We start from the raw sequence: 25,864 nt of genomic DNA on the forward strand, positions 1-25,864 counted from the left end.
GTCAAATATAAAAAATTAAGGACTTTAAATAAAGTCCTTAATTTTTAAAATTCATTATTTCTTCTTAAAAAATGATTTTAAACCACTCTTTTCTTCATGGTGTCCTGATTCAACTTCTCCCATTGTTGCCATAAATGCTTTTAAAGCTGATTCTTGTTCCTTATTTAAATTTTTAGGAACTTCAACAATTATATTTACATATTGGTCTCCTCTGCCTTGAGAATTAACTCTTGGAACACCTTTACCCTTCAATCTAAATCTTGTACCTGGTTGTGTGCCTGCTGGAACTTTATACTTAACATTTCCATCAATAGTTGGAACTATTATTTCTTCTCCTAAAGTAGCTTTACCTATTGATATTTTATAGTCATAGTATATATCTGCACCATTTCTCTTAAATACTTTAGATTGTTGAACATTTATTCTTATATATAAATCCCCAGCTGGTCCTCCATTTACACCATCTTCTCCCTGACCTCTTAAAGGTAATACATTTCCTGTGTCAACTCCTGCTGGTATTTTAACAGTTATTTTTCTGTGTTTTCTAATTCTACCTTTTCCTTTACAATCTGGACATGCTTCTTCTATTATTTGACCTTTTCCTCCACATGCATCACAAGTAGTATTAGATACAAAGTTTCCTAAAGGAGTTTGTCTTTGAACTCTTATTTGACCTGATCCGCCACATTTTGAACATGTTTTTGGAGATGTTCCAGGTTTTGCTCCTGTTCCATTGCAAGTTGTACATTTTTCATTTCTTGATATTGAAATCTCTTTTTCAACCCCACTCATAGCTTCTTCAAAAGATATAGTTAAACTATACTCTAAATCTGAACCTCTTTGAGGAGCATTTCTTCTTCTAGCAGATGAACCGCCTCCAAATCCGCCTCCAAAGAAACTTTCAAATATATCTCCAAAGCCACCCATTTCTGAGAAGTCAAATCCACCATCAAATCCGCCTTGACCACCAAAGCCTTGACCATCTACTCCAGCATGACCAAATTGATCATATCTAGATTTTTTCTCTGGGTCACTTAAAACTTGGTAAGCTTCATTTAACTCTTTGAATCTTTCTTCTGCCTCTTTATTATCTGGATTTCTATCTGGATGATATTTTAATGCTAACTTTCTAAAAGCTCTTTTTATCTCATCATCTGAGGCACCCTTTTTAAGGCCTAATACCTCATAATAATCTTTCTTCGCCACTGTTTCTACACCACCTATTTTTAAATATCCTAAACTTCAACAAAAGGGAAGACTAATTGGCCTCCCCTTTTGAATTAATTTTATTTTATCAAAGGTCTAATATTTTTACTAGATAAATTATTTATCATCTTGTACTTCAAAGTCAGCATCAACAACATTATCATCATGAGGTGCTTGCTCTTGTCCTGCTCCACCCATATTGTTTGGATCAAATCCTTGACCTTGTGCTGCCCCATTTTGTTGATACATTTTAGATGATACAGCATAGAATGCTTGATTTAATTCATCCATAGCTTTCTTTATAGCTTCTAAATCTGTTCCATCTTTAACTTCTTTAAGTGCATTAACCTTACTTTCAATACTTTGTTTATCTTCTGCTGAAACTTTATCTCCAAGTTCTTGTAATGTTTTTTCAGTTTGATAAACAGTTTGTTCTGCTGTATTTTTAACTTCTATTGATTCTTTTCTCTTTTTATCTTCTTCAGCATACTTTTCTGCTTCTTTTACAGCCTTATCTATTTCATCATCTGAAAGATTTGTTGAAGCTGTTATTGTAATATTTGCTTCTTTTCCAGTTCCTTTATCAACTGCAGAAACTTTAACTAATCCATTAGCATCTATATCAAATGAAACTTCTATTTGAGGAATTCCTCTTGGAGCTGGAGCTATTCCTGATAATGTAAATCTTCCTAAAGTTTTATTATCAGCAGCCATTTGTCTTTCACCTTGAACTACATGAATTTCAACTGATGTTTGACCATCTGCAGCTGTTGAGAATATTTGACTCTTTCTTGTTGGAATAGTTGTATTTCTTTCTATTAAAGGAGTTGCAATTCCACCTAAAGTTTCAATTCCAAGTGATAATGGAGTTACATCTAATAATAATACATCTTTAACTTCTCCAGTAAGTACACCTGCTTGTATTGCAGCACCCATAGCAACACATTCATCTGGGTTAACTCCCTTTGAAGGTTCTTTTCCTGTAAAGTTTTTAACTGCCTCTTGAACAGCTGGTATTCTAGTTGAACCACCAACTAAAAGTATTTTATCTACATCATTCATTGAAACATTTCCTGTTTTTAATGCTTCTTTCATGATTGTCATTGTTTTTTCTACTAAATCACTTGTTAATTCATTGAATTTAGCTCTAGTTAAAGTCATGTCAATGTGTTTTGGACCTGTAGCATCAGCTGTTATAAATGGTAAATTTATTATTGTTTGAGTTGATGATGATAATTCAATTTTAGCCTTTTCAGCTGCTTCTTTTAATCTTTGAAGAGCCATTTTATCTTGTTTTAAATCAACGCCATATTGTCCTTTAAAATCTTGTGCTATATAATCAATTATTCTTTGGTCAAAGTCATCTCCACCAAGTCTAGCATCACCATTTGTTGATACAACTTCAAATACTCCATCTCCTAAATCTAAGATAGATACATCGAATGTACCACCACCTAAATCATATACTAATACCTTGTGAGCATCTTCCATTTTATCTATACCATAAGCTAAAGCTGCTGCTGTTGGCTCATTTATTATTCTTAAAACTTCTAATCCTGCTATTTTACCAGCATCTTTAGTTGCTTGTCTTTCAGCATCATTAAAATAAGCTGGAACTGTTATAACAGCTTGAGATACTGATTCACCTAAATAAGCTTCAGCATCCGCTTTTAATTTTTGAAGTATCATTGCTGATATTTCTTGTGGTGTATAATCTTTTCCTTCTATTGTAACTTTATGGTCTGTTCCCATTTCTCTTTTTATTGAAATTATAGTCTTATCTGGGTTTGTTATTGCCTGTCTTTTAGCAACTTGACCTACTAATCTTTCACCATTAGCTTGGAAAGATACTACTGATGGAGTAGTTCTTGCACCTTCTGAGTTAGTTATAACTACAGCTTCTCCACCTTCCATAACAGATACACATGAATTTGTTGTTCCTAAGTCAATTCCTATTATTTTACTCATAATATATTCCTCCAAAATTTAAATTATTAATTAACTACTCTTACCATAGTATGTCTTATGACTTTATCGCCTCTTTTATACCCTTTTTGAAATACTTCAGCTACTTGATTTGCACCAAATGCCTCATCTTCATTATGCATTACTGCTTGGTGAACATTTGGGTCAAACTCTCCAGTTGCATCAATTTCTACAACATCAAGTTTTTCTAAGGCATCTATAAACTGTCTGATAGTCATATCTATACCTTTTTTAATATCATCTAAATCTCCCTCAACCACAGCAGCTCTTTCTAAATTATCTAAAACTGGAAGTATCCTCTTTAAGATATCTTCGCAAGCATTTGTATAAATTCCTTCTTTTTCTTTATCAGTTCTTCTTCTATAGTTTTCATACTCAGAAGAAAGTCTAAGCAATCTATCTTTTAATGCCTCTAATTCATTTTCTAATTTTTTATTTTTATCTTTAAAAGTCATATTTTCTTCTTTTAATTTTTTAAATTCATCCAAATTAGAAACATTGTTTTCTTCTATATTTTCTTCTACATTAGATTGTTCAGAATTTAAAGTTTCTGAATCTTGACTATCTAGTTCTACTTTTTCATTAATTATTTCCTCTTGATTATCGTTAATATTATCCATTGCTAGAACATACACCTCACTTAACTTATTGCTTATAAAAAAATTATCTTTGCTCTAAGGCATCATTTAATTTTTTCATGACTCCTGTCATAACACTTATTACTCTTGAATAATTAATCCTTCTTGGTCCTATTAATGCAATAGAGCCAATTGGTTTATTATCTAAATAATAAGATGCCGAAATAACTGAACACTCCTTAGCCTCTGGAATAAAGTTTTCATCGCCTATTTTTATAGTTATATTCTCATCACTGTCTATAAGTTTCTCAATAGAGTCCTTATCATAGAGCAACGACAATATTTTTTTCGCCTTCTCTATATCACTATATTCTGGATAGTCTAATAAATTAGTTGTACCCTCCATAAATACTTTAGAAGATTCATCATCTTTCAAGCTTTCATATAAAGTTGGAATCAAAGCATTAAATATATTTTCATAGCCAACTAAATCATTTCTTAAGTCATTTATAACTTGAAGATTAATTTGTTCTATTGTAAGATTTTTTAATCTTCTATTTAAGACTTGACTTATATAATTTAATACTTCTAAACTTGGAATATTATTCACTTTAATAACATTATTTTTTATTACTCCACTATCAGTTAATAGAACGCATATTATATCATTGCCCTCAATAGGTACAAGTTGTATTGATTTAATATAACTCTTTTGCATAGAAGGTGGTGTAACTAAACATGTAAGATTAGTTAATTCAGATAAAAGTGTACCCGCCTGTTTTAAAATTTTATCAATTTCATAAAGCGCACCATCTAAGACAGCTTTTGTTATCATAGACTCTTCATCCAAACTAAGCTTTTCATATTCCATTATTCTATCCACATAAAGTCTGTAGCCCTTACTTGACGGTATTCTACCTGATGAGCTATGAGGTTGTTCTAAAAATCCCATCTCCTCTAAATCAGCCATTTCATTTCTTATAGTTGCTGAACTTATACCAAGGTCATGTTTTTTAGCGATAGTCCTTGAACCAACAGGCTCTCCTGTATTTATATAGTCATTAACTATAGCCTGCAAAATTTTTAATTTTCTTTCATCTATCACTATCTCACCTCTTTTATTAGCACTCATTAATATCGAGTGCTAACGACTACTTTTTTAATATATCGCTTTTTTATTTTTTTGTCAATACTTAAATTTATTAAATTTTAATATTTAACTTCAAATAGTGATGTATATTTAATTTTTACTTATTTTTTTCCTATGCCTAATTATATTTTAAATCAAGAAATCAGCCATAATAATATTTGATATTAACATTCCTTTTTCAGTTAAATATAATCTTCCCTTATTTCTAACTAAAAATTCTTCTTTTTCATATTTTTTAATTACATTTTTGTATATATTATCTAATTTTTTATTAAATCTTTTATAAAATTCCATTTCATTTATACCTTCTACTTTTCTAAGCCCCATAAACATAAATTCTTCAATATTATCATTTTCACTATTTTCTATTACCTCTTCATAACACATGTCATCATTATTTATTTTTTCTACATATGTCTTTATATCTGATATATTTTTAATTCTTTTACTATTTACATATGATGAGCTACTACTTCCAACACCTATCCATTCTTCCATATTCCAATACTTTAAGTTATGCTTACATTTCTTTCCTTTTAAACTATAATTTGATATTTCATATTGCTCATATCCATATTTCTTTAATATCTTTTTACCCTCGTTATACATATCACTTTCTACATCCTCAGAAACCACATCCAACTTATTTTTTTCATAAAGCCTATAAAAAACCGTTCCTTCTTCTATAATCAAACTATAACTTGATATATGCTCTGGTTTCATTTTACATACAATTTCTAAAGTTTCTTTAAATTCATCTAAACTCTGATTTGGAAGAGCAAATATTAAATCTACATTTATATTCTTAAAACCTACTTTTCTTGCCAATTCAAAAGTATTTTTAAAATCATTAAATGTATGTATTCTTCCTATCGATTTTAAAAGTTTTTCTTGAGTTGTTTGAAGACCTATACTTATTCTATTTACTCCATATTCTTTCATAGTTTTTAATTTTTTTTCGTTTAAACTTCCAGGATTACACTCCATAGAATATTCTACATCCAAAGATTTATTTAATTTATCTATTTCATTAAATAAAATTTTCATATTTTCAACACTTAAAATACTAGGTGTACCACCACCTATAAATATAGTATCAATAATATATTCATCTATTTCTTTAAATGTTTTTCTAATTTCTTTACATAATGCTTTTATATAATCATTTTGCATACTCTCTTTTCCAGCAAAAGATGCAAAATCACAATAATAACATTTTTGCTTACAAAATGGTATATGCACGTAAAGCCCTAAATGTTTCATATTTACCTCCAATTTTTAAATATAATTTATTATTAAAATATTATTTAAGCATATTTTCTATTAAAATTCCAAAAAATTTAAAATAAAAGCTATACTTATTGAAATCAACAAATATAGCTTTACTAAATAATATTAATAAACTCTAATCAACTTTTAAAACTGCCATAAACGCTTCTTGTGGAACCTCGACAGAACCTAACTGTCTCATTCTCTTTTTACCTTCCTTTTGTTTTTCAAGAAGTTTCTTCTTTCTTGAGATATCTCCACCGTAACACTTAGCTAATACATCTTTTCTCATAGCTTTTACAGTTTCTCTAGCAATTATTTTAGAACCCACTGCTGCTTGAATTGGAACTTCAAACATATGTCTTGGGATTATTTCTTTAAGCTTTTCAGCAATCGCTCTTCCTCTATGATATGCTCTTGACTCTGGAACTATCATAGACAAAGCATCTACAGTTTCTCCATTTAAAAGTATATCAAGTTTCACAAGCTTAGATTGTTCATATCCTTTAAGTTCATAATCTAAAGATGCATATCCTCTAGTTTTTGATTTTAAAGTATCAAAGAAATCATAAACTATTTCATTTAAAGGAATATCATAGTTTATAACAACCCTTGTTTCCTCTATATACTGCATATCAATATATTTTCCTCTTCTCTCTTGGCAAAGTTCCATAATAGCACCTGTATATTCTGTTGGAGCTATTATTGATGCCTTAACAACAGGTTCTTCCATATAATCTATTTCAGTCATTGGCGGAAGATTAGTTGGATTTGTAAGTTCTATTTTTTCTCCATCTGTCTTTATTACTTTATATATAACAGATGGTGCTGTTGTAATAATATCTAAGTTAAATTCTCTTTCTATTCTCTCTTGTATTATTTCCATATGAAGAAGTCCTAAAAAACCACACCTAAATCCAAATCCTAATGCAACAGATGTCTCTGGTTCAAAAGCAAGCGCTGCATCATTTATTTGAAGTTTTTCTAAAGCTTCTTTAAGCTCTTCATACTTAGCTCCATCAACTGGATATATTCCTGAATAAACCATAGGTATTGCTGGCTTATATCCTGAAAGTGGTTCTTTTGTTGGATTATCTGCATAGGTTACGGTATCACCAACTCTAGCATCTCTAACATTTTTAATTGAAGCTGTTATATACCCAACTTCTCCTGCACTAAGTTCTTTAACTGGCATTAAAGCTGGAGTAAATACTCCTACCTCCGTTATTTCATAAACCTTACCAGTAGACATAAATTTTATTTTAGTCCCTGATTTAATTTTTCCATCCTTAAGTCTAATATAACAAACTACACCTTTATAGCTATCATAATAAGAATCAAATATTAAAGCCTTAAGCGGTGCTTCTTCATCTCCCTCAGGGCTTGGAATATTCTCTACAATTGTTTCTAATACATCTTCTATATTAAGTCCTGTCTTTGCAGATATTAAAGGTGCATTTTCAGCCTCAATTCCTATAACATCCTCAATTTCTTGCTTTATTTCATCTGGTCTCGCACTAGGTAAGTCTATTTTATTTATAACTGGAACTATCTCTAAATCGTTATCCAAAGCTAGATAACAGTTTGCTAGTGTCTGTGCTTGTATCCCTTGTGTTGCATCCACAACAAGAACAGCACCTTCACAAGCTGCTAGGCTTCTTGAAACTTCATAGGTAAAATCTACATGTCCTGGAGTATCTATAAGATTTAATATATATTCCTGTCCATCAGCTCTCTTATATATAAGTCTTGCTGCTTGAGACTTTATAGTTATTCCTCTTTCCTTCTCAAGTTCCATAGTATCTAGAACTTGCTGTTCCATTTCTCTTTCTGTTAATGTTCCTGTTTTTTCTAACAGTCTATCTGCTAATGTTGATTTACCGTGATCTATATGTGCTACTATTGAAAAATTTCTTATATACTTTTTTTTATCCATATTTCAACCTGCATTTAAATCTTATTTTTTAAGATTTAAGCAGCATTCACCCCCATGTAAAATAAGTCATGTTAGATTATATCATAGTTTAAAACAAATTGTTAATAATTAATTTTATCAAACAGTGCTTTATACTATATTGTTTATTAAATTATTAAAATTCATTATAATATTATCTATAGAATTTACAATTAGTAATATAATTTTTCCTATTATTAATTCATCTAAGTCTATATCTTTTCCATTGATAATCATTTTTGTAGAATCATTTTCATTATATATTTTAATTATACTTTTATCTTCATTGAAAATACTTAAATCTATACCCGTTTTTTGTGATAATTCTTTACTGTTAATCGAAGAATCATCATTTGTGTGACCATTATTAAATATAGCCGTATTTTTCATATTTATATTAACAGTTCCCCATAACAAAATTGATAGAAATAAAAAAAATGGTATAATTCTTATGATTTTTCTCAAAAAAACACCCCCTAGACCATATCTATAAGGATGTTCAAAATAATCTTATTTATTCAATAAAGATACAAAAAATTTTATCTGTTAAGCTCCTCAGCTATAAGACGAGCTAAATATCTTGCTGTATTATTAGATTCTTGTGGAGTATTACAATTTGCTCCAATTTCTACCAAAAGAGAATTAGCACTTAAATCTTGATTAAAATAATTACTTCCTCGATTATAAGTCATGAGTTTCCCTCTCCAAAGCCCTGGAAACAATTCTTCTGATTTTTCAGTTAATCTAGTTGCTAAACTCACTGATGCATCATAATTGGGATTATTCTTAGTTACTACAAACATAAATCTAGCCAAATCTTCTCCATTTATATTAGTCGTAACAGCTGATTTACTAGATTCAGAAACTGCATCTCTATGAAGGTCTATTATAAGTTTAAAATTTCCATACTTAGCTAGATAAGATTGGACAGTTTCTCTAGATCTTTTATAACTATCATTATAAGATATCGAATGCATAGTTTTATCATGTATAACGGATATTCCGTAATTTTCTTCTAGTTCTTTTGCTAAAGTATCACCAACTCCTACAACATTTAAATTTTCATCTGTAGTATCATTAATTGAATACCCCTCAGCTGTATGTGTGTGGTATATTAAAACTTCAGGTACTGATTGATCTAACTCTTTCTTTAAACTTGAATCATAAACTCCACTAGACGTATCAGTAGTAGCAACCTGCGTTTGTTCCTTCATATCTATACTTTGATCATTTAAACTAAAAGAAACTATATCAGATATTTTATTTATATAACCAGGCTTTTCCACAGTTGAAATCCTACTTAGTGCATCAAAATAAGGAACCTCATTTAAAACTATATCTATCGGATGAAAAGATTTTATATTTAAGGCTTCTAAAGCTAAACTTTTTATTGTTACGTTACTTTCAACATAAGCATCTTTATCGTAATATGTAGCTTCAATTAATGGCATTCCTTTATTTAACAACTGAACATAAGATAAATTTCCTATTACATTTTTCTCTAATGTTACTTGTATAAATCTAAACATAAATATTACTAAAAATATTAAGAAAATTCCAAGTTCTATGGGAATCTTCTTCCTGCTTTTCACCTGCACATTATTCGCCCCCTCATATTTAAATTTATATGTAGGGGCAAGAAATATTATGTTACCTAATTTAAAAATTTATTTATATCTTCCATATCTAAACTAGGTTGAAGTGCTAAATTTATACCATCTGATATTATTTTTGACACTGAATCTATAACATCATCTACTTCCTTAGGAGTCACCATTAAATCACCTACATATGGGGCTAAAAGGCTTTTTATTAAAGAGTTCTTTTCATTTTTATTCACCGATTTTAACATTTTATAAAATTCACTGCCTTTAGTTGATTGATTTATCATTTCGTCTAATACTAAATCCATAGCATCATTTGCAACCGTAGCCGCATCTACAACAGTTGGCACTCCAATAGAAATTACAGGAACACCTAAAACTGCTTGATTTATTTCCATTCTATTATTACCAACTCCAGCCCCTGGTGAAATTCCTGTATTACTTATTTGAATAGTTCTTGCAACTCTTTTTAACCTTCTAGAGGCTAAAGCATCCACGCACATTACAATATCTGGTTTTATTTTATCCACTAAAGATTTTATTATTTCACCTGTTTCTATTCCTGTTATCCCTAAAACTCCAGGTGCAATAGCACAAACTGGTCTTACAGAATCGTCTATTTTGTCTGGCATAACCTTCTTTAAATGTCTTGTTATCATAATTTTCTCAACAACATCAGGGCCTAATGCATCAGGGGTCACATTCCAATTTCCAAGTCCAACTACTAAAGCCAAACTATCCTTTCCTACCTCTATAATTTTGGATAATGTTTCTCCTAGAATATGAGCTATTTTGTCCTTTATATCACCATCATAATGAGTATATTCGGGCATTTCTAACGTTATATATTTGCCCTTAGGTTTTCCCATTATTTTTTCACCCTGTTCATCTACAATATCTACTGTGGTTATTTTTATATCATTAATTTCTTGCTCATCTACTACAAGTCCATCAACTTCCTTCCCAAACTCGAATTTATACATCTCACGTGTTTCTAAAGCTAAGTCTGTTCTTACATTAATCATAACTAATCCTCTCTATTTATAAACAATATTTATTAAGTATTAGTTTATCCTAAATATCATGAATTATGTTTCCATAACATTTAAAAAACACTTGAACTTATATTTTTATGATGTTATAATAACCTTTGTTAAATATGAACTCGTACGCAGATTCCCCAAAAACTGCAGATACGCTATAAAAGTTGAAGGGGGTGAAATAAAAATGGCAAATATTAAATCAGCAAAAAAAAGAATTAAAATTACTGAAACTAAGACTTTAAGAAATAAAATGATTAAGTCTTCTTTAAAAACAGCTATAAAAAAATTCGAAGTTGCAACTACTAAGGAAGAAGCTACTGCTGCTTTCTCTGTTGCCGCTAGAGCTTTAGATATGTCTGTTTCTAAAGGTGTAATACACAAAAACATGGCTGCTAGAAAAAAATCTAGATTAGCTGCTAGATTAAATAAAATGGCTTAATTATACGGTGCTAGATATTACCTAGCACCATTTTCTTTTTACATAACAGTTTTTATTATCATAATTTCTAACTCACTTTTTGCATTAACATTAGTACTTTTTAAAATTTTTTCAGTATTTGCACAAAGCTTTATACATCTTGCTAACTGCTCTTCATTAAACTTCTTACTCTGAGTTATCATTTTTTCCACTACAAAATTAGGCAAATTTACTCTACTAACCATTAAAAATTCTTCTTTTATATCCTCTATTTTATATCCTTTTGAAATTTTTATTTTAACTCTATAAAGTTTTTGAAATTGCTCTCTTATTTGACTTAAAATAACTATTGGACTTTCTCCCCTATTTATTAAATCATTTATAAGATCTACCGCTCTATCCACTTTTTTTACCGATATAAATTCTACTAAATCAAAAATATCTTGTTCTCCTTTTCTAGGAAGAAGAGCCTCTATATCATCTTTTGTTATCTCTCTGCCATGTGTATAGTTTAAAAGTTTATCAATTTCTCTTTCTATGATATCCATATTATTGTCTACCATATCACAAAAGTACCTCAACTGTATTCGTCCAATTTTTACTCCTTTTGAAGTAAATTTTTCATATACCCTATTATAAAGTGCAGCCCCTCTTAACTTCTCTATATTTACAATTGTTATATATTTATCTAAAGCCATAAGTTTTTTTAATTTGCTAATCTTTTCTCTCTTATCTCTCAGAAGAATATATCCTATTATTACACATTGCTTTGGAGTATTTTTTAAATACTCTTTAATTTCCTCATATATTTTTTTATTATCATTATCTAATTTTTCATTTAAAAACTGTATTCGATATATGATAACTACTCTTTTTTCTCCCATAAAAGGAAATGTTTCAAACGCATCTTTTAATTTCTCTGCACTTAAATCATCACCATAAAATTTACTTATATTTAAATTTTCTAGTCCATCATCAACGAAATTTTTACTCAGCTTATCTATCGTTTCCTTCATAAGCATTTCATCTAATCCACATAATATATAACAATTACTCTCTTTTTTTTCTTTTATATTTTTATTCAAAGTCCCTAAATCTATCATGCTATCTGCGATATCCTTTCATAGATTTTATTTATAATATAAACTTATTTAAGTATTTAGCTAAAACATATTATAACATAGTTATTTTTAGATAAAATGAAAATAAAATTACCAAAGGAATCATTGAATAAAATACTATATTAAACTTCTTAAAACCACTATACGACATGTATATACATATAAACATCATCATATAAAAAACTGCATAAGCACTATGTATATATACACTCTCTAAAGATACCTTGCTTAAAAAGATTAAAATTCCATTTAAAACTACAAATAAAATATTTATCGGTATATATAAAAAGCTCATACTTTTTATTGTTAACCAAGATATTATTGTTAAAAATCCTAAAGGTAACATTATACTTATAATTGGTGCTAAAAGAAATCCTGCTAATAAAAAATTCATAGAAAAACTATTGAATTTTAAAACCATATATGGATAAATAAATACTTGTGCTGCTAATGTTAATGATAAAAATTTATTGATATAATTAGGTAAGATATAAAATGCTTTACTGAAAATTTTAGCAAATAATACTATTCCAATAGTTGCTAAATACGACAAGATAAAACCACTTTCATAAAGAATATATGGCTTATAAATAATTAATATTATAGCAGATAAACAAAGTGCACTAATTGAATCATAATTTCTAGAGATTTTCTTAGATAATATCACTAAAAAAATCATAATATAGGCTCTAACAGCTGATATAGGACATCCTATTGAAATTATGTAAAATAAACAAATAATTAAAGAAAATTTAGTATTTAAAAACTTATTAATACACATAAATAATAAGGATATATGAAATCCTGATACACATATAAGATGTATTACTCCTAAATTAGACAAATTATTTTTCTGACTGTAAGACAAAAAATCTTTGTTTCCGAAAACTAGAGCCGTAAGAAAAGCACTTTTATTCTCTCCTAAACTCGTTTTGATATAACAAAAATATTCCTCACTAAATCTATTTATATAATATTTGTACCCTTTTTTTATTTTAATTTGATTTTTTACAAACAAATGTCCAACTATTCCACTTTTAACGTCTATACTCTTTTTAAACTTTCCTTTAAAAGTTAAAATTTCTCCTGTTTTTATATTACTATCTATATTATTTATATAAACCTTTCTCCCTCTAAAGGTTCCTACAACTTCATTTTTCTTTATATTGTCTATTCTCACTGTATATATGCTAGCTTTATTTTCATAAATGGAATAATAAAATAAACAAGATACAAAAGAAAATAGGAAAAAAACTAATAACATCCCCCTAAAATTTTTCTCTATAAGGATAAAAGAGCAAAAAATAATAGATGTAATAAAAACTATTACACCTATATAACTATTTCTAGAAATTAAGTATGTTATATTACCACTAATTACTGATATGATTATAAAAAATAGTGGTTTTTTAATCAAAAGCTTAGGTGTATCTTTATAATTAATCATATTTTACCTCCGCCTTTAATTTTATCCATAAGTTTTTATTTTATTCTTATCCTTTAGGCTTAGGATTAAATATAATCGCCATTATATAGCCAAAAAATATAGCTGCTGCAATTCCTCCAGCTGCTCCTTTTATACCTCCTGTAAAAGCACCTAATATACCATTTTCTATAACTTCTTTTTTTACAGCCTTAGATAAAGAATATCCAAATCCAGGAAGAGGAACAGTCGCTCCAGCTCCTCCTATTTGAACTATCTTTTCATAAATTCCTAATGCTCCTAGAATGGTACCTATTGTTATAAACGTAACCAATATTTTGGCTGGTGTAAGCGTGGTTTTATCTATAAGTATTTGAGCTATAACACATATAATTCCACCAACTATAAATGCACCTATATAACTCCCCATAAAATTTACTTCCTTTCTTTACATATATTCTATAGAAACTGCATGAGCAATACCTGGTATTGATTCTCCCTGAAGTGATGATGTAGAACTCATAAGAGCTCCTGTTGAAACTAACAAAACTCTTTTTAATTTTTTTGCCATTAACTGTTTATATAAGTACCCACAAAATACAACTGCTGAACATCCACAACCACTTCCACCAGATTTTATATCATTATCATCATTATTAAATATTTCTACACCGCAATCTGTATAAACTCCGCGTATATCATACCCATAGTCTAAAATAAGATTTTCTGTAAGTGATTTACCTATTTTACCTAAATCCCCAGTAACAATTATGTCATAATCTTTCGGTTCTCGTCCTGTATCCTTAAAATGTTTATATAACGTGTCCACGGCTGCTGGAGCCATTGCTGCTCCCATATTGTCTGATTCTTTTATTCCATAATCTTTAACAACTCCGGTTGTTACATGAGTTAAATAAGGTAAATCCCCATATCTTCCTAAAAGTATAGCCCCAGCTCCTGTTACCGTCCATTGTGCTTGCTCCTTCCTTTGAGAACCATACTCTAAAGGAAATCTAAATTGCCTCTCAGCAGCACTAAAATTAGATGATGTAGCTGCAATTACATGATTAGCAAATCCCCCATCTAATATAAGCCCAGCAAGACTTAATGACTCAGCCATTGTAGAACATGCCCCATAAAGTCCAAAAAAGGGAATATTAAATTCTCTTGCCATAAAGCTGGTTGATGTTAACTGATTCAATAAATCTCCCGCCAAAAGATAATCAATATCCTCTTCTTTAAGATTACCTTTTTTTATTACATTGCTAATAGCTTTTATCATCATGCTTGTTTCTGCTTTTTCAAAGCTCTTTTTCCCATTTTGATCATCTTTTACTACATCATCAAAATAATCCTTTAAAGGTCCTTCACTTTCTTTTTTCCCAACAACGCTATGAGTTGCAATTATTTTGGGTTTACTCTCTAATACTACCGTTTGCCCACCTAAACGTTTTTCCAATTTACTCATAATCCTATACTCCCATAACACCTATCAAAATTAAAATATAATATATAATTCCAATAACTATAGATGTACTTATACCATATACCAAAACAGGCCCTGCTATTGTAAACATTTTTGAACCAATTCCCATTACAAAACCTTCTTTTTTAAATTCCATAGCTGGAGATACTATAGAATTTGAAAATCCAGTTATAGGTACAATAGTTCCTGCTCCAGCAATAGCTGCTATTTTATCATACACACCTATTCCTGTTAAGAAGGCACCTATAAATATCATTATTATTGATAGCCATGTAGTTGCATCATCTTTAGGCACTCCAAACCTTATAAGCATATTTAATATAAACTGACCTATAACACAAATCAGCCCTCCTATAATAAATGCCCTTACACAGTTTTTAAAAATTTTTGGTTTAGGCTTCATCTTATTTGATAAAATTTCAAAATCTTTTTTTATTTCTTTATCTCCTTTATATTGCATCTTATACCATCCTTCTTATAATAAATATTATGATTTGTATTTATTATTTCTTTATTTGATTGTATATATACAATGATTAAAAGTATATAAAAATAAAAGTTGTTTAAAAAGATAATAATTTTATTATCTAAATTAAACAACTAAAAATTATATGATTATTAAACTTATTCATCTTCTAAATATTTCCTCATAAGAACTAAGACTTTTTTCTCTATCCTAGAAACTTGCACTTGACTTATACCAAGCATTTTAGCAACTTGAATTTGAGTCTTGTCCTTAAAATATCTAAGCATTATTATTTCCTTAGATTTTATATCTAAAGAATTTATAGCTTCTTTTAAAGCTATCTTATCTATCATATTATTATCTTCATCTGGACTTTCACTTAACTTATCTATTAAAAGTACAGGAGTTCCCTCATCTTGGTGTATTGTATCGTAAAGGTATTGCATATTATTAACCGATTCTAAAGCAAAAACTATATCCTCTTTATCTACATTTGAAAATGTTGCTAACTCATCAATAGTTGGTTCTCTGTTTAACTCTTTAACTAGAGTTTCTTTATCATAATGAAGTTTTTTAGCCAAAATTTTAGTATTTCTACTAACCTTTATCATCCCATCATCTCTTAAAAACCTCTTAATTTCTCCTATTATCATAGGAACTGCATATGTTGAAAACTTTACATTAAAAGATGAATCAAAGTTATTTATAGCCTTTACAAGCCCCATGGAACCTATCTGAAATATATCTTCATACTCATAACCTCTATTCATAAACTTTTTGCAAATAGAAGATACCAAGGGTGTATTCACTTCTACTAGTTTATTCATAGCTTCATCATTGCCACTTTTAGCTAACTTTATTAGTTCAGTGTTATCGTTATAATTAAAATCTTCTTTCCTTACCTTCATTATATCCACTAAAACATACCACCTTAACTATTGAAAGCTTTTTTTCATTACCACCTTAGTTCCCTTTCCAAATTCACTAAACACTTCTATAGAATTCATAAATGTTTCCATAACAGTAAAACCCATTCCTGAACGCTCAAGCTCTGGTTTTGATGTATATAGAGGCTCTCTAGCTTCCTCAATATCCTCTATTCCTTGTCCATTATCTTCAACAGTTATTATTACTTCTTTATTTTTTATTATAGTTTCTATTGAAACTATGCCATTTTCATCATTATCGTATCCATGTATTATTGAATTTGTAACAGCTTCTGAGACTGCTGTTTTTACATCATTTATTTCCTCTAAAGTTGGGTCTAACTGTGCTATAAAAGAAGCTACTGAAACTCTTGCAAAACTTTCATTTTCAGATTTAGCTAAAAATTCTACCTTCATTCTATTATGAAACATATTAATCCCTCCACTAACTAAAATTTAAAGCATCTTCTATTTTATCATAAGTTTTTATTATTCTAAAAATTCCTGAAAGTTCAAATACTCTTTTTATATTACTATTAATAGATGTAATTGCTATTTGTCCTTTTTTTGAATTCATTCTCTTGTACCTACCTATAATAACGCCGATACCAGAACTATCCATAAAGGTTACCCTTGAAAAATCTAACACTAAATTACTTATAGCATCCTTGTCAATAATATCATCTATCTTATGCCTAACTTCTTGTGCACTATGGTGATCTAATTCTCCTAAAAGATGCACAATTAAATTAGAATCTATTTTTTCAAATTCAATATACATGAAATTCCTCCTATCTTCTTATCTCTTTTTCCATATTTTAACATATATTATGTAAATTTGTCAATTAATACTGATAAAGATGATTTGTATTTTACAAATCATCTTTATCTAAACATTAGTTTTTATACTTTTTAATCTCCCTATCAATAGAAGCTGCTATGTCCTCAAAACTAGTTTCATTATCGCCTAATAAAACCATTATTGCATCACTTATATTTTCCATTGTATATATAACAAAATCTCCATTATTTATAGCCTCTTCTACATTTGGATTTAAAATAACCTCATCTAAATTACTTTCTGGTATCAATACTCCCTTACCTTTATAAGTATCTATAGAATTACATACATTAAAAAATCCCTCTATTTTATCATTGACTCCACCTATTGGTTGAACATCTCCAAATTGATTTATAGACCCTGTAACTGCTATATTTTGATTGACAGGTATCTTGCTTAAAGCTGAAATCATAGCTATTACTTCTGCAACTGAAGCACTATCCCCTTCTACTTTTCCATATACCTGCTCAAAACTCAAATGAAAATCTATTGATGCTATTTCATAACTATTTAAAAACTTGCTTAAAAATCCCTTAAGTATGCTCAAAGATTTATTGTGTATACTACCACTTAAATTACTTTCTCTTTGAGAGTCAACTATTCTACCCATGCCTTTTGAACAAACACAAGATATTCTAAGTGGCTTTCCAAAGCTTACATAACCTAAATCTATAACAGCAAGCCCATTTACACTTCCTACCACCTTATTTTTAACATCTACTATCATTTTATGTTTTTTATACATATCTATATACTCTTCTTCTACATTAGAAATAGTATATATGCTATTTCTAATTTCCTGTACATCTATAATTTTTTTCTTACCCTTAATGGCTAATCTTTCTGCTTTAATTAAAACTTTTTCAATTTCTGAAACATCCCAATATATTTTATTTTTATCTGATGCCTTTCTTGATAAGTATTTTCCTATTTCATTTATTCCATTTTGTGATAAATTCATTAGCTTATTTGTTTCTATTATTTCTCGTATAGTATTTAGTAAAATTCCTTTAGTTTCATCATTTATGGTTTTATAAGGATTAAATTCTAATCTTATTTTGAACATATTCTTAAAATTTTCATCTTGATTATAAAGAATATCAAAACTTGTATAATCTCCTATTAATATAACTTTAGTATTTAAAGGTATTGGTTCTGGAGTTAAACCATTTAATGATAGCACTTCTAAATAACTTTTATTAAAATCATAGCTAACCTTTCCTGTAAATAAAGCTTTCATTAAATAATAGTATACATTTACCCCATTAAACAAAGAATTAAGCCTTAAAATTAAACATCCCTCATTAGCCATGATTAATGAGCCAGCTTTAATTTGAGTAACATCTGTTACATATGTGTTACCTCTATTTTCATAATCTATACTACCTAAAAGATTATTAATTGTTGGATCCTCTTCAAATATAACCCTTGGAGCTGTGTTTTCACTATTATCAACTAATATATTTACTACATACCTTGATAATATTTCAGAAATCTTGTCTTCATCATCTTCAAAACTCATGGAATAATTATCTATTACAGAACTTTCTAAGTCATTAAACAAATCATCAAAACATTCTAAAACTTTATCTACACCATTAAAATTAAGATATAAATCATTTTTAAACTCACGTGTTTCCTCTTCAAGATAATCTTCTAATATTTTTTTTAATCTATCAACTGCTTTTATTTCCATGTTTTTTAAGTCTTCTAAAATTTTTTCAGCTTCCCTTTTAAGTTCATCAGCCTTTAAATTTATATTATCCTTAGACTCGCTTTCTAACAAATCATATTCATCTTCATCCACTGTTTTTCCATCTATTATAGGTATAAAAGCAAATCCCGCAGCTGTTGCTTTTAAATCAAATCCCTCATCTTTTGCTCTTTTTATTAACCCACTTATATAAGAGTTTCTCTTATCATGAATATCATTTATTATCATTTCCTTTTCATTGCTTACAGATGAATTATAAAAACTAAATATTTTATCATAATATAATTCTTTTATCTGCTCAACCTTCTCTTTTAGAACAATACCTGTACCATTTTCTATGACAACAGATTTAGGACATTTAGGATTATCAGTTATAATATAGCATATATCTTTAGGTTTTTCTTTTTGACAAAGAATCTTTTCTATATACTTAGTTATCTTATTTAATTTTTCTTTTGAAAATTCATCTACTAAATAAACATTGTATCCTTCTTTATTTATATTTAAAGCATCTTCAATAGAATTGCATATATCAGCATATTCTAATATATTATTTTTTTCCCCTCTAACCTTTGTAAAATCTTCTTTATATATTATTTCCTGTGGAGTTATTTGTTTTCTCATAAAACTAAATCTGCTTAAAATTTTTATAATTCTAAGCCTTATCCTCCTTTTACATACTTATTATATTAATATTCTAAAAATATTATTTTAACCATACTTTTTTATTTATTAATATAATTTTCTTCGACAAAAAAGCCTATGACTTTTCATAGACTCTTGATTTTTCTAATATTTATAACATTATTCTGTACAAATTTTTATAGATGCTGATGCCCCTATCCTATTTGCCCCATTTTTTATAAGCTCTTTAGCATCCTCTGATGTCCTAATCCCACCTGATGCTTTAACACCCATATTTTCTCCCACAGTTTCTCTCATAAGTTTTACATCAAAAGGAGTTGCTCCACCTGTTGAAAATCCAGTTGATGTTTTTACAAAGTCAGCCTTTGCTTCACTTGCAAGTTTACAAGCTACAACTTTTTCTTCATCCGTTAAAAGACATGTCTCTATTATAACTTTAATTAATGCCTTTCCTTTTACCTCATTTACCACAGCTTCTATATCTTTTTTTACATAATCATAATCCTTATCCTTAAGTCTTCCTATGTTTATCACCATATCAACTTCTGTTGCACCATTTTCTATGGCATCTTTAGCCTCTAAAACTTTAATTTTAGTTGTATTTGCACCTAAAGGAAAACCTATAACAGTACATACTTTAACTAAGCTTCCATTTAAAATTTTTGCTGCAAGCTCTACATTAGTAGGATTTACACAAACAGATGCAAAATTATATTCTAACGCTTCTTTACAAAGGTTTTTTATTTCTTCGCTTGTTGCATCTTGTTTCAACAAAGTGTGATCTATTATCTTATATATATCTTTATGTTCCATAAATTTCTCCTAAACCAATTATTTATATTGCATATAATTGCTATATCTTTTATTATATAAATTATTCATAAATATGTAAACATTACAAAACATTTAAAAATTTATTTTCATTAAATTCATTATATGCTATAATACATGTTAGCTTTACAAATAATATATTATCAATAATATATTATTTAATTATAAGGTGAAGGAGTTTTAATAATGGGAGTTAAAGACAAGTTATCAAAATATTATACAGACTCTTACTTAGAAAAATACGGCGATAGAATGGCTCAATTTCAAGGAAATATAATTTCTGTTAAAGTAGAAGAAAAATCAATACTTTGGTTATTTCATAAAATTATAGCTACTGTAATAATCAAACCTGATAGATCAAAAGCTGTAATAAAATGTGTTTATAAAAAAAATAAATGGTTTAAAAAACCTCAATTTATTCAATTAAATAGAGGAAATACAGTTATTATTCAAGGTCTTAAATCAAACAAAGAAAATGAAAAAGAATACATTGAAATTAGCAATATTTTGAATCTAACAACTAAAAAAGATTTAATACCTGTTGATCATTCTCAAATCAAAAGAATTCAACAACCAACTTACAGAAACAAATAATAAAAAAGCTATGGAAAATTCCATAGCCTTTTTTATTTTAAAGAATTTCAAAATCAAAATACTATTTTTTAACCTTTATAAAAAGATAAACACTATTTATAAAAAATATTACAGACGAACAGAATAAAACTAAAAGCCAATTATTTATTCCTAAAGCTGTTGTATGGAAAATTTGTCTTAAAAATGGCACATAAATTATTGATAGAAGCATAATAACAGATGATAATACTGCCAAAACCAAATATGGATTACTAAATAATTTTATTTCAAATATTGAGTGTCTCTCTGATCTACATTCAAATACATGAAATAATTGTGACATTACTAAAGTTGCAAGAGCCATAGTTCTGCATGTTTCTAAACTCATTCCGTAATACATTCCACCTATAAATGATAAAAGTGTACAAATTCCAATTAAGCATCCCCTAACTAGTATCTTCTCTGTAAGTCCCCTTGCAAATACACCTTCTTTTTTATCCCTTGGTTGTTGATTCATTATGTCCTTATCGGCTGGATCCACCCCAAGAGCAATTGCAGGAAGTCCATCAGTTGCTAAATTTACAAATAAAATTTGTATAGGAAGCATAGGAGTTGGAAGATAAAATAATGATGCTAAAAACATCGTTAAAACTTCTCCTAAATTACAAGATAATAAATATCTTATAAACTTTCTTATATTATCGTATATAGTTCTTCCTTCCTCTACTGCCGATACTATGGTACTGAAATTATCATCCATAAGTATCATAGCTGATGCTTCTTTTGTTACATCCGTTCCTGATATTCCCATAGCGATTCCAATATCAGCTTCCTTGATAGCTGGAGCATCATTTACGCCATCTCCAGTCATTGCAACAATATTTCCTGTTTGCTTAAATGCCCTTACAATTCTTAACTTATGTTTTGGTGTAACCCTTGCAAAAATTCGTATATTCTTAACTTTCTCTTTAAGCTCCTCATCATTTATTTTTTCAAGTTCCTCACCTGTTATAACTTGATCCTTTGAAGTTACAATATTTAAATCCTTCCCTATTGCATAAGCTGTATTTTTATGATCTCCTGTAATCATAACTGGTCTTATTCCAGCTAGCCTACATTTCTTAACAGCTTCTTTAACCTCTGGTCTTGGAGGATCTATAATACCTGCTATTCCAAGAAATATTAGATTATTTTCTAAAGTTTTTTCATCTCTAGTTAAATTATTCTCTTTATAAGCTCCACCAATACACCTTAAAGCTCTATTACTCATATTCTCTACTGAATCTAGTATCTGAGTTTTTTTTTGATGAGTTAATGGTTTTATAGTGCCATCTTCATATATATGTGTACACTTGTTTATAAGACGTTCTGGAGCACCTTTTACATAACAAATTTCCTTACCATTCTCTTTAACAATTACAGACATCATTTTTCTTATTGAATCAAATGGTATATCAAAAACTCTATCTATTGATGCTACTCTATTTTTTAATAAATTTACATCATTAAAATACAACTTTATTAAAGCTGTTTCTGTTGGATCTCCGTAAAGTGCCTCCTCTATATTTTCTTTAGAAAAATTATAATTACAATCATTACAATATACAAAAGATTTCATTAGAGCATTATTTTCAGGAAGTTTTTCATCATCAATTTTATAAATTTTACCATTCATAAAAACTTCTTTTACTGTCATTTTGTTTTGAGTTAATGTACCAGTTTTATCACTACATATTACAGAAGTACATCCTAAAGTTTCAACAGCTGGAAGTTTCCTAACTAAAGCCTTTCTCTTAAGCATTCTAGACACTCCAAGAGCTAAAGAAACTGTAACTATCGCCGCTAACCCTTCCGGAATTGCAGCAACCGCTAAACTAACACCTAAAAGGAACATTTCTCCTAAATCATTTCCTCTTAAAACACCTAAAACTGTAACAAGAACACAAACAATAATACATAGTACAACTAATATTTTCCCAAGACTATCTAATCTTTCTCTAAGCGGAGATTTTTCATCTTCTATATTCTGAAGGTCATCCGCTATTTCTCCCATTTTAGTTCCCATACCAACTTGTGTTACTCTAAAACTTCCTTTTCCTTTTAAAACAGTAGTTCCCATGAATATGTTTGAGCTATTTCCAATTAACCCCTTGTTCACTCCTACTGATTCACCTGTCAAAAGTGATTCATCTACCATAAGATTGTTGCATTCTATAATAGCTCCATCCGCTGGAACTCTGTCTCCTGTTTCTAATATAATAACATCTCCTATAGTAACTTCTGAGGCATTTACAATTTTTATATTTCCATCCCTCAAAACTTTACATGTTGGAGCTGCTAATGATTTTAAAGCATCTAAAGATTTCTCTGTTTTAAATTCTTGAATAAAGCCTAAAAAAGCATTTATAACTACTATAATAGATATTGTTACTGCATCAGCAATATCACCCATAAATCCTGAAATTATTGTTGCACCAATAAGCACCCAAACCATAAAATCATTAAATTGCGCTAAAAATATCTTTATGGGAGATATTTTTTTCTTTTGCATAATTTCATTAGGTCCATATTTTTCAAGCCCTTTTTGAGCTTCACTTGAAGTTAAACCTCTAATAACTTCTTTTTCCTGTATCACTTTTCATCCTCCTTTTTACAAATATATTGTAATATATGTGCTAAGATACTAAATTTAGAACCTAATTTATATTATGTATACAAAAACAGCCTTAAAATTCCTATCCTTTTTTATTAATAATTAATACTTAAATTAATAAACTTTACTTTTGTTTATGTAACATTTAAAATAATTATTAGAGATATTACAACACTTTTTTTATTTTGTTATGAACATATTTTAGAATAAACATTATAAAAAATACTGTATATAAGAAAGTGAGGTGAATCGCTAAAAACATAAATTAAAGTTTTTAGCGGTAATTATTATGAAAGATATTATATATGTAACAGGTCATAAAAATCCTGATTCTGATTCTGTATGTGCTGCTATATCATATGCAGAATTTAAAAACAAAACTCAAAACACACCAGCTATACCTGTTGTTTTAGGGAAAGTTAATCAAGAAACTCAATATATTCTAGACTATTTTAACGTTTCAAACCCTAGATTATTAGAAACAGTAAAACTTAAAATAGAAGATTTAGATATTGATAGAATGAATCCTATAACTTCTGATGTTTCTTTAAGAAAAGCTTGGGCAATCATGAACGAAAAAAATCTTAAATCAATACCTGTAGCAAACTCAAAAAACCAATTAGTTGGTATGCTTTCAACATCAGATATAACAGGAACATATATGAACACATGGGAAAAATGTATTTTAGCTAAGAGCAATACTAGTTTAAAAAACATAGTTGAAACTCTAGATGCTAAAACTATTAATGTGAATAATGAAATAACAGTTTTCCCTGGAAACATAGTAGTAGGAGCAATGAGTTCTAGTTCTTTAATAAACTTTGTCTCTGAAGGAGATATTGCTATAGTTGGTAACAGAATTGAATCTCAAAAGAAACTGTTAAATCTTAATATTTCTTTAATGGTAATAGCAGGAGGTCTTGATCCATCTGAAGAAGTTGTTACTTTAGCAAAAGAAAAAAATATTTCAGTTATAGTAACTCCTTATGATTCATTTACAACTTCTAGACTTATAGTTCAAAGCCTACCTGTTGAATTTGTAATGGCTAAAGAAAACATAATTTCATTTTCAACTGATGAACTTGTTGAAGATGTAAAAGTAAAAATGTCAGAAACTAGATATAGTAATTATCCAGTTATAGATGAACATAATAGAGTTATTGGAACTATTGCTAGATTCCATTTAATTTCTAATAACAAGAAAAAAGTTATACAAGTTGATCATAATGAAAGAGGTCAATCTGTAAATGGTCTTGAAGATGCTGAAATTTTAGAAATAATAGATCATCATAGAGTAGCTGATATACAAACTGGAAATCCAATATATTTTAGAAATGAACCTCTTGGAAGTACTTCAACTATAGTTGCCAAAAGATTTTTTGAAAATGGATTAACTCCATCTAGAGAAGTTGCTGGTCTCTTATGTGGAGCTATAATATCAGATACTTTATTATTTAAATCTCCAACTTGTACTCCAGAAGATATAGAAATGTGTAATAAATTAGCCAAAATAGCTGGAATAAACCCAGAAACATTTGCAAAAGAGATGTTTAAAGCTGGTACTTCACTTAAAGGAAAATCAGTTGAAGAAATATTCAACCAAGATTTTAAGCCATTCACTATTGAAGGAGTTAAAATAGGTGTTGCTCAAGTAAACACAATGGATATCGAAGGATTTATGCCTTTAAAAGAAGATATGCTTAGTTATATGAAAGAAAAAGCTGAAAATATGGGACTATCAGTTATAATGTTATTACTTACAGATATTATAAATGAAGGCTCTCAACTTCTAGTTGCAGGAAACACTCCTCAAATAGCTGAAGAGGCATTTAAAGTTACTTTAGAAGATTCAACTGTATTTTTACCTGGAGTTTTATCTAGAAAGAAACAAGTTATCCCACCAGTAACAGCTACAATCATAGAAAGAATTAGTAAATAACAAAAATAAAGGTATCCTTAAAGTCTAAAGACTTTAGA

Annotated in this window: 23 protein-coding genes; 3 read left to right on the top strand and 20 right to left on the bottom strand. The window is 28.7% G+C overall.

Translation table 11 applies throughout. The annotated features are described in order from the left end of the window. Window positions 1-54: 54 nt before the first annotated feature. From dnaJ to gpr, 9 genes are all read right to left on the bottom strand, one after another. Window positions 55-1,206 carry a molecular chaperone DnaJ gene (gene dnaJ / locus HH195_RS08245; protein ID WP_196370746.1) on the bottom strand — a complete coding sequence of 384 codons (1,152 nt, stop codon included), beginning with the start codon at window positions 1,204-1,206 and terminating at the stop codon, window positions 55-57. Between the two features lie 117 nt (window positions 1,207-1,323). Next, window positions 1,324-3,174, bottom strand: a complete 1,851-nt coding sequence (gene dnaK / locus HH195_RS08250; protein ID WP_196370754.1) for a molecular chaperone DnaK — start codon at window positions 3,172-3,174, stop codon at window positions 1,324-1,326. A gap of 26 nt (window positions 3,175-3,200) precedes the next feature. Continuing rightward, window positions 3,201-3,812 (bottom strand): nucleotide exchange factor GrpE, encoded by a 612-nt coding sequence (grpE, locus tag HH195_RS08255; RefSeq protein ID WP_055259346.1) that lies wholly within the window; start codon window positions 3,810-3,812, stop codon window positions 3,201-3,203. Window positions 3,813-3,855: 43 nt separating this feature from the next. Continuing rightward, window positions 3,856-4,878 (bottom strand): heat-inducible transcriptional repressor HrcA, encoded by a 1,023-nt coding sequence (gene hrcA / locus HH195_RS08260; protein ID WP_195925747.1) that lies wholly within the window; start codon window positions 4,876-4,878, stop codon window positions 3,856-3,858. Between the two features lie 171 nt (window positions 4,879-5,049). Beyond that, the gene (gene hemW, locus HH195_RS08265) at window positions 5,050-6,183 is read right to left on the bottom strand and encodes a radical SAM family heme chaperone HemW (protein WP_196370756.1); all 1,134 of its coding nucleotides are present in this window, start codon (window positions 6,181-6,183) and stop codon (window positions 5,050-5,052) included. A 142-nt stretch (window positions 6,184-6,325) separates the two neighbouring features. Further along, a complete protein-coding gene (gene lepA, locus HH195_RS08270; RefSeq protein WP_055259350.1) occupies window positions 6,326-8,125 on the bottom strand; it encodes a translation elongation factor 4 in 1,800 nt (599 codons plus the stop codon). 129 nt (window positions 8,126-8,254) lie between these two features. Next, window positions 8,255-8,608: a hypothetical protein gene (locus HH195_RS08275; RefSeq protein ID WP_196370758.1), complete on the bottom strand. Its 354-nt coding sequence runs from the start codon at window positions 8,606-8,608 to the stop codon at window positions 8,255-8,257. A gap of 74 nt (window positions 8,609-8,682) precedes the next feature. Further along, window positions 8,683-9,741 (bottom strand): stage II sporulation protein P, encoded by a 1,059-nt coding sequence (locus HH195_RS08280; RefSeq protein ID WP_055259354.1) that lies wholly within the window; start codon window positions 9,739-9,741, stop codon window positions 8,683-8,685. A gap of 56 nt (window positions 9,742-9,797) precedes the next feature. Beyond that, window positions 9,798-10,772, bottom strand: coding sequence for a GPR endopeptidase (gene gpr, locus HH195_RS08285; protein WP_196370760.1), 975 nt, complete (start codon window positions 10,770-10,772; stop codon window positions 9,798-9,800). Between the two features lie 202 nt (window positions 10,773-10,974). Here gpr and rpsT point away from each other — a divergent pair, with 202 nt between their 5' ends. Continuing rightward, complete coding sequence (gene rpsT / locus HH195_RS08290) at window positions 10,975-11,229, top strand: 30S ribosomal protein S20 (RefSeq protein ID WP_196370762.1); 255 nt, start codon at window positions 10,975-10,977, stop codon at window positions 11,227-11,229. A 38-nt stretch (window positions 11,230-11,267) separates the two neighbouring features. Here rpsT and holA read toward each other — a convergent pair whose 3' ends face one another. The 10 genes from holA to deoC all read right to left on the bottom strand — a co-directional run bounded on the left by holA (window position 11,268) and on the right by deoC (window position 20,643). Further along, window positions 11,268-12,311 carry a DNA polymerase III subunit delta gene (gene holA / locus HH195_RS08295; protein ID WP_196370764.1) on the bottom strand — a complete coding sequence of 348 codons (1,044 nt, stop codon included), beginning with the start codon at window positions 12,309-12,311 and terminating at the stop codon, window positions 11,268-11,270. 70 nt (window positions 12,312-12,381) lie between these two features. Continuing rightward, window positions 12,382-13,776: a ComEC/Rec2 family competence protein gene (locus HH195_RS08300; protein ID WP_196370766.1), complete on the bottom strand. Its 1,395-nt coding sequence runs from the start codon at window positions 13,774-13,776 to the stop codon at window positions 12,382-12,384. 46 nt (window positions 13,777-13,822) lie between these two features. Then, the gene (spoVAE, locus tag HH195_RS08305; RefSeq protein ID WP_055259362.1) at window positions 13,823-14,182 is read right to left on the bottom strand and encodes a stage V sporulation protein AE; all 360 of its coding nucleotides are present in this window, start codon (window positions 14,180-14,182) and stop codon (window positions 13,823-13,825) included. An 18-nt stretch (window positions 14,183-14,200) separates the two neighbouring features. Next, window positions 14,201-15,220 carry a stage V sporulation protein AD gene (gene spoVAD / locus HH195_RS08310; RefSeq protein ID WP_196370768.1) on the bottom strand — a complete coding sequence of 340 codons (1,020 nt, stop codon included), beginning with the start codon at window positions 15,218-15,220 and terminating at the stop codon, window positions 14,201-14,203. A gap of 4 nt (window positions 15,221-15,224) precedes the next feature. After that, window positions 15,225-15,698 (bottom strand): stage V sporulation protein AC, encoded by a 474-nt coding sequence (spoVAC, locus tag HH195_RS08315; protein ID WP_196370770.1) that lies wholly within the window; start codon window positions 15,696-15,698, stop codon window positions 15,225-15,227. A 164-nt stretch (window positions 15,699-15,862) separates the two neighbouring features. Then, entirely contained in the window at window positions 15,863-16,612 is a 750-nt protein-coding gene (sigF, locus tag HH195_RS08320; protein ID WP_371811692.1) for an RNA polymerase sporulation sigma factor SigF, read from the bottom strand. 27 nt (window positions 16,613-16,639) lie between these two features. Then, window positions 16,640-17,062: an anti-sigma F factor gene (spoIIAB, locus tag HH195_RS08325; RefSeq protein WP_055259369.1), complete on the bottom strand. Its 423-nt coding sequence runs from the start codon at window positions 17,060-17,062 to the stop codon at window positions 16,640-16,642. A 13-nt stretch (window positions 17,063-17,075) separates the two neighbouring features. Continuing rightward, window positions 17,076-17,411 carry an anti-sigma F factor antagonist gene (spoIIAA, locus tag HH195_RS08330; protein WP_055259371.1) on the bottom strand — a complete coding sequence of 112 codons (336 nt, stop codon included), beginning with the start codon at window positions 17,409-17,411 and terminating at the stop codon, window positions 17,076-17,078. Window positions 17,412-17,526: 115 nt separating this feature from the next. Next, a complete protein-coding gene (locus HH195_RS08335; protein WP_196370774.1) occupies window positions 17,527-19,809 on the bottom strand; it encodes an AAA family ATPase in 2,283 nt (760 codons plus the stop codon). A gap of 180 nt (window positions 19,810-19,989) precedes the next feature. Continuing rightward, a complete protein-coding gene (gene deoC / locus HH195_RS08340; protein WP_196370776.1) occupies window positions 19,990-20,643 on the bottom strand; it encodes a deoxyribose-phosphate aldolase in 654 nt (217 codons plus the stop codon). A 204-nt stretch (window positions 20,644-20,847) separates the two neighbouring features. Between deoC and HH195_RS08345 the strand changes: the two genes are divergently transcribed. After that, the gene (locus tag HH195_RS08345; RefSeq protein WP_196370778.1) at window positions 20,848-21,255 is read left to right on the top strand and encodes a hypothetical protein; all 408 of its coding nucleotides are present in this window, start codon (window positions 20,848-20,850) and stop codon (window positions 21,253-21,255) included. A 61-nt stretch (window positions 21,256-21,316) separates the two neighbouring features. Here HH195_RS08345 and HH195_RS08350 read toward each other — a convergent pair whose 3' ends face one another. After that, window positions 21,317-23,866 (bottom strand): calcium-translocating P-type ATPase, SERCA-type, encoded by a 2,550-nt coding sequence (locus tag HH195_RS08350; RefSeq protein WP_196371925.1) that lies wholly within the window; start codon window positions 23,864-23,866, stop codon window positions 21,317-21,319. Window positions 23,867-24,176: 310 nt separating this feature from the next. Between HH195_RS08350 and HH195_RS08355 the strand changes: the two genes are divergently transcribed. Further along, on the top strand, window positions 24,177-25,826 hold the full coding sequence (locus tag HH195_RS08355; RefSeq protein ID WP_196370781.1) for a putative manganese-dependent inorganic diphosphatase: 1,650 nt from the start codon (window positions 24,177-24,179) through the stop codon (window positions 25,824-25,826). Window positions 25,827-25,864: the final 38 nt, after the last annotated feature.

The organism is Candidatus Sarcina troglodytae (genome assembly GCF_015708635.1).
Taxonomy (GTDB): Bacteria; Bacillota; Clostridia; order Clostridiales; family Clostridiaceae; genus Sarcina; species Sarcina ventriculi.